This is a genomic window from Phenylobacterium sp. RIFCSPHIGHO2_01_FULL_69_31 (assembly GCF_001824475.1).
Taxonomy (GTDB): domain Bacteria; phylum Pseudomonadota; class Alphaproteobacteria; order Caulobacterales; family Caulobacteraceae; genus Phenylobacterium.
In genome coordinates, this window is record NZ_MHXN01000004.1 from 67,266 (window position 1) to 78,767 (window position 11,502).

Here is an 11,502-nt window from a genome sequence, read left to right on the forward strand (position 1 = left end):
TGTGCCAATCCGACGCAGGGTCAGAAGCTGTAGACGAGGCTCGCCCGGGTCGTGGTGTCGGTGTGCTCGCGGCCCGCCGGGGGTTCGGTTTCGGCGCGCACGTCGAACGATGCCCGGGCGGAGAGGTCGCCGCGCAGCTTGGTGGTGAGCGCGGTCGTCGCGGTGAGTGAGGAGCTCACCGAGTCCAGGAAGACCGTTGCGGTCTGGGTGAAGACGAGGTCCGGCCGGATGGTCCACGACAGGTCGCCGCCCAGGCGCGCCGAGAAGGCGATCTCGTCGCCGCGGTCGTAATAGTTGATCTGGCGCAGCGCCGGGCCGGCCTGAACGTCAAGCCGCAGGTCGCGCTGGTCGATCAGCCGGTAGCCGAAGCCGACGCTTTCCGAGAACCGGCTCCTGAAGCCCGCGAACCGGTCGCGCTCGCCCGACAGCGAGACAGCGACGAACGAGCGGCCGTTGAGCTTCCACTGGCCGGCGTAGCCCGCGAAGTAGCGCTCCTTCGAGACTGCCCCACCCGAGCGCTGGTAGTCGCCCTGCGCGCGGATCTCGTGCCGCCAACGCAGCGTCTCCTTGGCGAAGGACAGGCCCGCCGAGCCGCCGATGTCCTCGCTATTGCCGGTGCTGATGAAGCCTCCGGCCTGGCCCTCGCCCTTCCAGCCGTCGCGGAAGCGCAGGCTGGTGATCCGGGCGACACGCTCCTCCTCGGCCCGCGAGGTCAGGGCCGCCACCTGGGCGTCGATCTCGCCCAGGGATTCCGGATGGGTGCGGCGCGCCACCTCGGCCACGGTCGCAAGGGCGCCGGGAGTCTCGGCGGCGGCCTCGATCATCCGCGCCACCGGCGCCGGAAGCGGCGCCGCCAGCGCGACGCCAGGCGCAATGGCCAGGATGACGGACATCAGCAGGATACGCATGCCGGGCTCCGAGTCGGGAAAGGGCGGGAGCCTAGCCAATTCTCCGCAGAACGCGGCGGCCTTTGGGCGCCGCGGCCCCAGATGGCGCGCGCCGTGTCCGCCGGCCGTGCAAAGCGCGCCGCGCGGGCGCCGGCGCATGGACGCAGGCGGTCGAGCGGCCTAGACTTCGCCGTCCCTCCAACGCCCTGGGACGATCCTCTCCGACATGCCGACCGCCGCCCCGCCCGCCATCGCCGCGGAACTGCGCCGCCTGCTGGCGCACAGCCATGCGCCCTATTCCGGCGTGCATGTGGCCGCGGGCGTGGAGGCCGAAGACGGCTCGATCCACTACGGCGTCAACGTGGAGAACGCGGCGTACCCCCAGGGCGTCTGCGCCGAGGCCAGCGCCATCTCGGCCGCGGTGACGCACGGCCACAGGGCGATCCGCCGGGTCTGGCTGGCCTCGTCCCTGCCCGGCCTCATCTGGCCGTGCGGCGGCTGCCGGCAGAAGATCTGGGAGCTGTCCGAGCCCGGCTGCGAAGTGGTCAGCGTCGGCCCCGACGGCCGCGTCGAGACGCACGCCATCGAAGCCCTGCTGCCGCTCGGGTTCCGGCTGGAGCCTCCGCGCTAAGCGGGCCTGGCGCCCGCCACGTAGCGATCCACCACCCCTTCCAGCACCGCCAGCGGACAACCGCCCGTGGTCACCACCGCGTCGTTGTAGTCGCGCAGGTCGAACCGGTCGCCCAGCGCCGCCTGGGCTTTTGCCCGCAGGCGCACGATCTCGTTGTGACCCGTCTTGTAGGCGCAGGCTTGGCCGGGGCTGGCGCAATAGCGGTCGACCTCGCTGGTGATCGCGCCCACCGAGCGGCCGGTGGCGGCGACCATCCAGGCCACCGCCTGCTCGCGGGTCCAACGTTTGTCGTGCAGGCCGGTGTCGACCACCAGGCGCGCCGCGCGGAAGCGCAGGGCCTGCAGATAGCCCAGCCGGCCCATCGGATCGTCGGCATAGAGGCCCACCTCGTCGGCGAGCTGTTCGGCGTAGAGGGCCCAGCCTTCCGTGAAGGCGCCGAAGTTCATCAGCGAGGCGATGGTGTGGATCTCGCCCGGCCGTTCGGCGAGGTAGGCGCCCTGCCAGGCGTGGCCCGGCAACGCCTCGTGCATCGAAAGGCTGGCCAGGGTGTATTTCGGCCAGTTCGCGGTGTCGCTGAGGTTCACGTAGTAGATGGCCGGCCGCGACCCATCGAGCGCGGCGAAGTTCATGTAGCCCAGGCCGGCGCCGGCCTCGATCTCCTTGGGCACGGCGCGCACCTCGACGGGCGCCTTCAGGTCGAGCTTCGAGAACTTGGGGATGAAGGGCCGGATGGCGGCGATGCGCTCCTCGATATAGGCCAGCACCTCGCGCTTACCGGCCTCGGTGTTCGGATAGACGAACCTCGGGTCCTTGGTCAGGGCGCCCATCCGCTCGCCCACGGTCCCCTGGGTGAAGCCCTGGGCCTTGAGGATGCCGTCCATCATGGCGTCGATCTCGGCGCCCTGGTCCAGGCCCGCCTTGTGGATCTCGTCCGGGGCGCGGTCGGTGGTGGTGTTGTACTTCAGGCCCCACCGGTAATAGTCAGCGCCGTCGCGAAACTTCCACACCCCCGCGTCATGGGTCGCGCGGGGCTGCTGCGACTTCAGCACGGCGATCTGTCGCTCCAGGGCCGGGAACACCTTCTGCGCCACAATGGCCGTGGCCCGGGCCTGCCAGTCGCCGTCGATCCCCTTCGCCTTGGCGCGCTCGGCCAGCGAGCCGACCAACCGCGTGGCGGCAGGATCCTGGGCACGAGCCTCCTCGCCCTGCCGCAAGGCCGTGGCCAGAAGGAAGTCGGGCAGGACCACGCCCTTGCCGGCCGCGTCCTTGGTCCGGTCGCTCTCCTGGTCCAGCGCCGTCCCATACTGCTCGAGACGGGCGAGGTAGGCCTCGGCGTCGTCGCGGGTCTCGATCAGGTGCTGGGCGTTGAGGAACTCGCCGGTGTTGACCACCGTCCCGTCCTGCTGGCTGACCACATAGGGGTTCGCATAGTCCTTGCCGTATCCGAACCGGCCGCCCTCGGCGCCCACGTCCTGGGCGTAGAGCACGCTGTCGTAGGTGGTCAGGTCGCGGCCCCGCAGGCTGGCGCGCGGCACAGCCCGCAACCGCTTCGCGCGGTCGGCATAGGCGGCGACCTGCTTCGCCCGGCCGCCGGCCGAGACGTCGTCGAGCCGGCGCTTCAGCGCCGCGTCAGCCCCCTTGTCCTTGCCGAGGCTGCTCGCGGTCTGCGGCGCGTCGGCCAGGATCTCTTTCACGAAGGCATCGAGCAACCCGGCGAGCCGCGTGTCGTTCACACCTTCGCCCTCGGCGGCGAAGGCGGCCAGGGGCGAGGCGGCGAGCCCCAGGGCGGCCCCGGTGAGGAGCAGGTGGCGGCGGGTGGTCATGGGCGGGAATCCCGAATGAGCGAACGATCGAGCGCGACCCTAGCGGGCGGCGACGGCTGCGCAATTCCTAAGCGCCGAACGGTGTTTGCACGGAACATCGGCGCCGCTGTTCGCCGCGGATGGCAAGGCGCCGCTTGCCCGACTCCTCCGGCCATCCCACGTTGAAGCCATGAGCGACCGCCCTTCGGGCGCGGCGCCGTCCCGGTTGGTGGCGGTGCTGGGTCCCACCAACACCGGCAAGACCCACCTGGCCGTGGAGCGCATGCTGGGGCACGCGTCCGGGATGATCGGACTGCCGCTGCGGCTGCTGGCGCGCGAGATTTACGATCGCATCGTCAAGGCGCGGGGGGCCCGCTGCGTGGCCCTGATCACCGGCGAGGAGAAGATCGTCCCGCCACGGCCGCAGTATTACGTCTGCACGGTCGAGGCCATGCCGCTCTCGGTCGAGGTCGAGTTCCTGGCCGTCGACGAGATCCAGCTCTGCGCCGACCCCGAGCGCGGCCACGTCTTCACCCACCGCCTGCTGCACGCGCGCGGCCGGTCCGAGACGATGCTGCTGGGGGCCGGGACCATGGCGCCGCTCGTGCGCCGCCTGTTGCCGCACGCCGAGATCCAGACCCGCGACCGGTTCAGTCAGCTGACCTATTCAGGCCCGAAGAAGCTGACCAAGCTGCCGCGCCGCTCGGCGGTCGTCGCCTTCAGCGCCGAGCAGGTCTACGCCATCGCCGAGCTGATCCGCCGCCAGCGTGGCGGGGCGGCCGTGGTGATGGGCAGCCTCAGCCCCCGCACCCGCAACGCCCAGGTCGCGCTCTACCAGTCGGGCGAGGTCGACTTCCTGGTGGCGACAGACGCCATCGGCATGGGCCTGAACATGGACGTCGACCACGTGGCCTTCGCGGGCCTGCGGAAGTTCGACGGCAGGCGCACCCGCTTCCTGCATCCGCAGGAGATCGGGCAGATCGCGGGCCGCGCCGGCCGCTACCAGAAGGACGGCACGTTCGGCGTCACCGGCGAAGCCGAGGACATGGACCCCGACCTGGTCGAGGCGGTGGAGCATCATGCGTTCGAACCCGTGGCCGGCGCCGAATGGCGCAATTCGAAGCTCGACTTCTCCGCCCTGCCGGCCCTGATCCGCAGCCTGGCGAAGCTGCCCGACCGCGAGGGCCTGAAGCTCTCCGCCGAGGCGCTGGACGAAACGACCCTGAAGGCCCTGGCCGAGGACGAGGTCGTGCAGGTCCGCACGCGCGACAAGACCAACCTCATGCGCCTATGGGACGTCTGCCAGACCCCCGATTTCCGCAAGGTGGCGCGGGAGGAGCACGTGGGCCTGGTGAAGGCCTTCTTCCTGCAGCTCACCGAGCGGCGGCGGCGGATCGGGGACGATTGGATCGCCCGCCAGTACGAGCAACTGAACCGCACGGACGGCGAGATCGACACCCTGGCGACCCGGCTCGCCAGCGTCCGGACCCTGGCCTATGTGGCCAACCGGCCCGACTGGCTGGTCGATCCCGGATCCTGGCAACAGCAGACCCGCGGGCTGGAGGACAAGCTCTCCGACACCCTGCACGAGAAGCTGATGGCCCGGTTCGTCGACCGGCGGACCAGCGCCCTGATGCGGGGACTGCGCGTACGGGAGGAGATGTTGGCGGGCGTCGCGGCGGACGGCGCCGTCACGGTCGAAGGTCACTATGTGGGCCGGCTCTCCGGCGTAGACTTCGAGGCAGCTCAGGGCGGCAGCCTGCTGGAGGAGAAAGCCCTGCGGGCCGCCGCCCAGCATGCCGTGGCGCCCGAGATCGGCCGCCGCCTGGGCCGCCTGGCCGCGGCGCCCGACGAGGCGTTCGGCCTGGGCCAGGACGGGGCGGTGCTGTGGGACGGCGTGGTCGTGGGCGTGATCACCGGCGGCCAGCCGTTCGCGCCCCGGGTGCGGCTGCTGGGCGAACTGGGCCACGACGCGGCGCGGCAGCGGGCCGCGCGCCGCCTGGAAGCGTTCGTCGCCGCCGAGGCCGGCCGCCGGCTGGCGCCGCTGCGGCGGCTGGAGGCGGCGGTGGCCGAGGGCAAGATCCGCGGCCTGGCCCGCGGCGTCGCCTACCGCCTCATCGAATCCGGCGGGGTTCTGGACCGGGCCGAGGTGGCCGTCGAAACCCGCGGCCTCAGCCAGGTCGAGCGGCGGATGCTCCGGGGCCTGGGCGTGCGTATCGGCGCCTTTTCGCTCTACCTGCCCGGCCTGCTGCGGCCCGAGGCCCGGGCGTTGGCCCAGGCGATGTCGGCGCGCGAGGCCGATGGCTGGCGGCCACCGCCCGACAAGCTCAGCCGCCTGCCCGCAGCCACGCCGGCGCCCCGGGTACTCGCCGCCCATGGCCTGCGCGCGGTGAAGGGGCTCGCCGCGCCCGTCGAGCAACTCGAGAAGCTGGACGAACTGCTGCGCGCTGCGCCGGTGCGCAACGGCGGCGCCGTGCTCACCGACGAGGCGCGCGAGACCCTTTGCTGGAGCGCCGAGGAGGCCGCCTCGATCTTGCGTGGCCTGGGCTTCGCCCCCGCCAATAAGCCGCGCGAGAACGAGCCGATCGGCTGGCGCCGCCGCTCCGAGCGCAAGGCCGAAGCCGCGGCCGGCCAGCCGGCGCCGCATTCGCCCTTCGCCGCCCTCGCAGCGCTCAAGGACCAGCCTGCGCCCGCCCGCCGGCCCCGGCGGCGCCGAAGGAAGGCGGCCGGATCCGCGTCGGCATGAGCGAGGTCGACGCCTGCCGCGCCGACGTCTGGCTCTGGCGCGCCCGCTTCTTCAAGACCCGCGCCCTCGCCGCGAAGTTCGTCGAGAGCGGCCGCATCCGGATTACCCGCGCGGGGCAGGAGGAGCACCGCCTCGACAAGCCGGCGCGTCCGCTGAAGGTGGGCGACCACCTCGTCTTCGCCCTCGGTGGCCGCCTGGTCGCAGTTACGGTCCAGGCCATGGGCGACCGCCGCGGCCCGGCCGAAGAGGCGCGGACGCTCTACTCGACACTTGATGGCGACTGACCGCGCGGACCATTCACCACATCTGCCGACGCAATCTTAAGGCGAGCGATGCCTCCTGATGCGACACAGGAGTTGATCGATGTTCGGCCGCAGCATCCCCGCCCGAGATCCCAACGCCAGCCCTCCAAAATACTGGGCCGCCCGGGGCGGCCGGGGGGAGTACTGGATGATGGTGGGGCTCTTTTTCGCAATGAGCCTCCTGCTTCCGGGATACAGCACGACAGTCGCCGCCGGGCCGCTGATGATCTTCACGATCCGGCGGTTTCACGACTTCGGCCAGAGCGGCTGGTGGGCGGCGGCGCCATTGGCGGTCGGTCTTGCGGCCGGCGTCGCCATGGCCGCCTCGCCGCTCCTGGCTCCGATCATCCAGGCGGTGTTGCTTGTCGGCAGCGTATCGTTCACCGCCTTCGTAGGCCTGATGCCGGGCGACGCCGGACCAAACCGGTTCGGCGAGTCCCGGCCGCTATTTCGTCGCAAGCGCCCTGACCTGAGCGAAACGTTCAGCTAGGCCCCTATCCCCGTTTCCAGAATTCCTGACGCCTCGTCGCATTGACAAGACGCGGTCCGGCCGTGAAAAACCCGCGCCCCCGAACAGGGCGGCGCCGCCGGAGCCTTGAAGCACCCGCCATGACCTACATCGTGATGGATCCCTGCATCAAATGTAAGTTCATGGACTGCGTGGAGGTGTGCCCCGTCGACTGCTTCTACGAGGGCGAGAATTTCCTGGCGATCAACCCGGACGAATGCATCGACTGCGGCGTCTGCGAGCCGGAGTGCCCGGTCGACGCCATCAAGCCCGACACCGAAGACGATCCGGACGGCAAGTGGCTGCGGATCAACTCCGAATACTCGAAGGTGTGGCCAAACATCACGGTCAAGGGCGAGCCCCCCGCCGACAAGGAAGCTTTCGAGCGCGAAACCGGCAAGTTCGAGAAATACTTCTCCGAGAAGCCCGGCCGCGGGTCCTGAACCCGACCTCCGCGCCCGCCCTGGCCGGGCCGGCGCAACCCTTTCTTTCGGCTCATTTTTGTGTTAATGTCGGGAACGACACGACACGAAGGCTTCGCCTGCGTCGGTCTGCAGCTAGAACAGCCGGCCGGCGCCCACGTCGGCGCGGGCGAAGGGTGTCTTAAGAGGTCAGCTCCGATTTCAGAGTGATGCGCTGCCGCGATCCTTCCCGCGGAAGGGCAGCTATTCGCTTATTCGGAGCCCGACGGATGTGCCGCGGTGACGCGGACGGATAGAGAGGTATCTCGATGAGCAAGAGCGGTCACGAATTCTCGGTTGGCGATCACGTCGTCTACCCGGCCCACGGCGTGGGTCAGGTGCAAGGGATCGAAACCCAGGAAGTCGCCGGTCTGAAGCTTGAAGTCTACGTCATCACCTTCGACCACGAGAAGATGACGCTGCGCGTACCCACCGCCAAGGCGAAAACGGCCGGCCTGCGCTCCCTCGCCGAGACCGGCGTGGTGTCCAAGGCTCTGACCACCCTGAAGGGCCGCGCCCGCGTGAAGCGCACCATGTGGTCGCGCCGCGCGCAGGAGTACGAAGCCAAGATCAACTCGGGCGACCTGATCTCGATCGCCGAAGTCGTGCGCGACCTGCACCGCGCCGAAAACCAGCCCGAGCAGTCCTACTCCGAGCGCCAGCTGTATGAGAGCGCCCTGGACCGCATGGCCCGTGAAGTCGCGGCCATCGAGCGCATCGACCGCGACGCGGCCATCGCCATGCTGAACAAGTCGCTGGTCAAGACCCAGGCCGCCGCGGCCTGATCGGCTTCCGGCTTCGAACGCGAGACGCCCGGCCTCACGGCCGGGCGTTTTCGTTTGCGCCCGGCGCCAGTTGCCCCGCCGCCTCGCCCGTGGCACGAACCGCCCGGCGTGGCCTCGTAGCTCAGCCGGATAGAGCAGGGCTTTCCTAAAGCCAAGGTCGGGGGTTCGAGTCCCTCCGAGGCCGCCACGCTTCGCGAAGGCTGTTGTGCCAACTTAAGAGTGGCCCAATTCCAACTTAAGACTGTCCAATTTGCGAATAACTCGCAACCGGCCGCCGGCATGACCTCATGGCGCGGGAATGGCGCCGCCAGGTCAAGCAGATGCGACGGACCCATTCCAGCGTTCGACGGCTTCCTGCGTCCGCAGACGATCCAAAACACTCCAATGCCAGATGAGGTCGCATCCGGTCGGCAGCCGGCCGCCTCGCGCGGCGTTGCAAGCTTGGTGCTTCAACAGACCGTTGCCGACGGTGCTGGCGCCGCTCAGGCGCTTCGGATCGAGGTGATCGAACGTTGGAGACCTCGGCCCGCGGCTTCGCTTCCCGCCGACCCATCCCCATCGGCAAGCCGCACCCGGCACAGCGGCCTCCTTGGGCCCAATGCAGGATGGCGCGCTGCCTACGCCTCCCGCGCGTCTCTCCCCCCATCGGTCGCCAACCACGCCCTGCCCGCTGGCGAATGAAACTAGACTCGGCCTGCGCCAAAAACGGACGCAGGCCTCCGCCTGTCAGGGAGGCAGAGATCCACGACGCGCCAGTTGTGGACGTTTGGCGTCGCCGCCGCACGCGGACGTTCTGTGCGCATGCCGTTCGCTCGACCCACCCCCTACATGTGCGCTGCCCATCTCGGGTGAATGCGTACGTCGCAGGGCGCTTCCCTCACAATGGTGTAGCTTGGTTTCGGATGGCTGGCTCCGAGTCGGGAGGCAAGCCTGGGGAAAGGCGCGGAATGGCTATAACCGGTGTGTCGGACGAACAGATCAGCGCGATCCTGAAGGATCGCCTTACGCCGTCCGCCTCCATCAAGACGCCAGAGCGGCTTTTCGGCCGCGAGAAGAACCTGCTGGCGATCACGCGGGCGCTGAACTCGGATGGGCGCCAGATCTTCGTCTATGGCGACAGAGGCGTCGGAAAGACCTCGCTCGCCCTTACCGCTGCAACGCTCCACAACCACAGCAGCGACGACCCGATCTATGTGGTGTGCGGCAAGACCAGCACGTTCGCAGACGTGATTCAGGCCGTGGGCAACGCGTCTATCGACATTCGCAAGAGGGTGGAGAAGCCGAAGAGCGGAACGGCGCTTGGCCTCACCGCGCCCGGCGGAATGGGCGCGACCTTTACCCCCGGGACGGCGGGCACGGCTTCGATCCCAGCACCCCAGTCGATCAACGAAGCCCTCGACGTGATCCGCTATGTTTGCTCGGTCCGGACCGGGCGCGTGATGATCGTCATTGACGAGATGGAGCGGATCGAGAAGGCGGAGGATCGCGAAAAGTTCGCGGAGTTCATCAAGAATATACCTGAACTCGACGCCGATGTGCGCTTCATCTTCTGCGGCATCGCGACGGACATTAACGAGCTTCTGGAGTCCCATCCCTCCGCCGGACGAATACTCGAAACGATCAAGCTCGACCGGCTCAACCACTCGGACTTATGGCGAATCATCGAAGCCGTAGCTGAGCGCCTCGGCGTGGCGGTCGGGCGTGAAGTCCTGATCCGCATTGGGCAGATCAGCGACGGCTTCCCGCACTTCGTCCACTTGATCGGGGAGAGCATGTTCTGGAGCATGTTCGACGCGGAGGAAGTTTTAGGGGAAGTGCGCCGGGAAGACCTCAAGGCCGGCGTGAACGGCGCCCTGACCCGTACCGAGGCGGTGCTCCGTGCCCAGTACGACAAGGCGACCAAGAAGACCAAGAACACCGACGACTACGAGGAAGCCCTGTGGGCGCTCGCGGACACGACCTCCGACCGTCGACAACTGACGGAAATCTACTCGGCGTCCTACATGCGGGTGATGACGCACCGTCAAGGGCGGAAGCACCTCGCGCGGGAGGTCTTCAACCAACGCCTGCTGGCGCTGAAGCAACCCAGCCATGGTCGCATTGTCCTGGGCTATGGCTCCGGTTGGTTCGGCTTCCGCGAGAACATCATGCGCGGCTTCGTCAGGTTGTCCGCACAGAGCAGTGGTGTGGAACTAGGCCGGGACGCCGCTTAGGGACGCCGGGGGAGCAACCATGGCGCTGACAAGGCCTAAGCACCTTGGCCGCGGCTACTGCGATGGAGGATTCATCGCTCCAAGTACCGCGGGACGATGGCGGATCCGATAGGGATTGAATCTGTGGCCCTCGGTGTGGGCAAGGTGCTCTGTTAGACCGAGATGCGCCAGTTTCGGAACTTGGGACGCCACCACGGAGCGGACGTTCAGGCGGCTATGGCCTCAGCCTCGGCCGCCAGATCGGCGGCGTCGTCCTGTTCGAAAATGGCCGGCGGCTCATCCATCACGACACTCTAGCGCACCAACTGCGCTCGAATTCCAGAACGTAGAAGCGACGACAGCACTGAGACCCAGGCGTCGGCCGCTGCGAGGCGGAAGCCAAAGCCGCAGGAGGACGTCAAAACGACTCTAGGACCTGACTCTGGCATATAGATCGGGCTCGCCGGGAGACAGCTCAACAAGGTGGCGCTTGGCGAGCTTCAGCAGCGCTCTTTCCGTAGCCGCCTCGCTCATTCCGAGCGCTGAAGCGATGGTTTGGACCGGCTCGGGCGATACCGAACGATCCAGGTACCTGATGATGTCAGCTTGCAGGGCTGATTGCGGCAATGGCGCGACAGAAGTGGCGGTTGCAGCGAACTCCTGACCTGTCTCTCTAGCGCTTTCGACTTGCCGTCTGATGAGATCAATTTGATTTATAGTGACCGCGCTGAGCCGAGCGCGTTCGGCTTCGCCGATATGGCCCGCTTCGCGCTTGAGCTCTTCTACGATATTCGATTTGGCGACTTCAAGCTGGACATTCAGATCATCTAGGCTTTGAGCGAAGTCGCGGCCGCGCCTAATTGTACTAAGAAAATTGTCTTCATTCTTATAGTCACTCGGGGCATAAAGCGCAGTCGGGTTGAAGTTTAGAGTTGCAAAGAACACTGCCACCAATACGACTGGAAACCCCATTACGAACCATATATAAGTAGATTGAAGAGATTCACTCACGAGCGGCAATGTTATTGCGCCAGCTACTTCAGCAAGGGCAGCAAATATTGCGATTATCGTTAGAGGATTGCTAATAGATTTAACATTCTCAACCAAGAATCTGCCCCCACGGTCCTATGGCCCAGCGCAACTATGGCGTTTAGGTCGATCTCCCACAAGCCAGCGGGAACAGGGGGT

Annotated in this window: 10 protein-coding genes and 1 tRNA gene; 8 read left to right on the forward strand and 3 right to left on the reverse strand. The window is 67.7% G+C overall.

Annotated elements, in window-relative coordinates; all coding sequences use genetic code 11:
• Positions 1-20: 20 nt before the first annotated feature.
• Entirely contained in the window at positions 21-908 is an 888-nt protein-coding gene (locus A2790_RS02275) for a DUF481 domain-containing protein (RefSeq protein WP_293387176.1), read from the reverse strand.
• A gap of 205 nt (positions 909-1,113) precedes the next feature.
• Here A2790_RS02275 and cdd point away from each other — a divergent pair, with 205 nt between their 5' ends.
• Positions 1,114-1,518 (forward strand): cytidine deaminase, encoded by a 405-nt coding sequence (gene cdd / locus A2790_RS02280; RefSeq protein WP_293387177.1) that lies wholly within the window; start codon positions 1,114-1,116, stop codon positions 1,516-1,518.
• Here the strand turns inward: cdd and A2790_RS02285 are convergent.
• Positions 1,515-3,341, reverse strand: a complete 1,827-nt coding sequence (locus A2790_RS02285) for a DUF885 family protein (protein ID WP_293387178.1) — start codon at positions 3,339-3,341, stop codon at positions 1,515-1,517. The two genes, cdd and A2790_RS02285, sit on opposite strands and share 4 nt — an antisense overlap.
• A gap of 169 nt (positions 3,342-3,510) precedes the next feature.
• Here A2790_RS02285 and A2790_RS02290 point away from each other — a divergent pair, with 169 nt between their 5' ends.
• The 7 genes from A2790_RS02290 (at position 3,511) to A2790_RS02320 (ending at position 10,335) form a co-directional block, all read left to right on the forward strand.
• Complete coding sequence (locus A2790_RS02290) at positions 3,511-6,066, forward strand: helicase-related protein (protein WP_293387180.1); 2,556 nt, start codon at positions 3,511-3,513, stop codon at positions 6,064-6,066.
• A complete protein-coding gene (locus A2790_RS02295) occupies positions 6,063-6,350 on the forward strand; it encodes an RNA-binding S4 domain-containing protein (protein ID WP_293387182.1) in 288 nt (95 codons plus the stop codon). The genes A2790_RS02290 and A2790_RS02295 overlap by 4 nt, the downstream gene beginning before the upstream one ends.
• Before the next feature lie 79 nt (positions 6,351-6,429).
• Entirely contained in the window at positions 6,430-6,858 is a 429-nt protein-coding gene (locus tag A2790_RS02300; RefSeq protein WP_293387184.1) for a DUF805 domain-containing protein, read from the forward strand.
• 119 nt (positions 6,859-6,977) lie between these two features.
• Positions 6,978-7,319 carry a ferredoxin FdxA gene (fdxA, locus tag A2790_RS02305; protein ID WP_068878017.1) on the forward strand — a complete coding sequence of 114 codons (342 nt, stop codon included), beginning with the start codon at positions 6,978-6,980 and terminating at the stop codon, positions 7,317-7,319.
• Positions 7,320-7,606: 287 nt separating this feature from the next.
• Positions 7,607-8,122: a CarD family transcriptional regulator gene (locus A2790_RS02310; RefSeq protein WP_068878016.1), complete on the forward strand. Its 516-nt coding sequence runs from the start codon at positions 7,607-7,609 to the stop codon at positions 8,120-8,122.
• A 110-nt stretch (positions 8,123-8,232) separates the two neighbouring features.
• Positions 8,233-8,309, forward strand: a tRNA-Arg gene (locus A2790_RS02315).
• A gap of 775 nt (positions 8,310-9,084) precedes the next feature.
• On the forward strand, positions 9,085-10,335 hold the full coding sequence (locus A2790_RS02320) for an ATP-binding protein (protein WP_293387187.1): 1,251 nt from the start codon (positions 9,085-9,087) through the stop codon (positions 10,333-10,335).
• Between the two features lie 408 nt (positions 10,336-10,743).
• On the opposite strand, the gene A2790_RS02325 is transcribed toward A2790_RS02320, so the two are convergent.
• Positions 10,744-11,421, reverse strand: a complete 678-nt coding sequence (locus A2790_RS02325; RefSeq protein ID WP_293387189.1) for a hypothetical protein — start codon at positions 11,419-11,421, stop codon at positions 10,744-10,746.
• Positions 11,422-11,502 lie beyond the last annotated feature (81 nt).

Coding starts and splice junctions, on each gene's coding strand:
- A2790_RS02275 (WP_293387176.1), bottom strand. CDS start 908: ATGCGTATCCTGCTGATGTCCGTCATCCTGGCCATTGCGCCTGGCGTC.
- A2790_RS02285 (WP_293387178.1), bottom strand. CDS start 3,341: ATGACCACCCGCCGCCACCTGCTCCTCACCGGGGCCGCCCTGGGGCTC.
- A2790_RS02310 (WP_068878016.1), top strand. CDS start 7,607: ATGAGCAAGAGCGGTCACGAATTCTCGGTTGGCGATCACGTCGTCTAC.
- cdd (WP_293387177.1), top strand. CDS start 1,114: ATGCCGACCGCCGCCCCGCCCGCCATCGCCGCGGAACTGCGCCGCCTG.
- A2790_RS02300 (WP_293387184.1), top strand. CDS start 6,430: ATGTTCGGCCGCAGCATCCCCGCCCGAGATCCCAACGCCAGCCCTCCA.
- A2790_RS02290 (WP_293387180.1), top strand. CDS start 3,511: ATGAGCGACCGCCCTTCGGGCGCGGCGCCGTCCCGGTTGGTGGCGGTG.
- A2790_RS02295 (WP_293387182.1), top strand. CDS start 6,063: ATGAGCGAGGTCGACGCCTGCCGCGCCGACGTCTGGCTCTGGCGCGCC.
- fdxA (WP_068878017.1), top strand. CDS start 6,978: ATGACCTACATCGTGATGGATCCCTGCATCAAATGTAAGTTCATGGAC.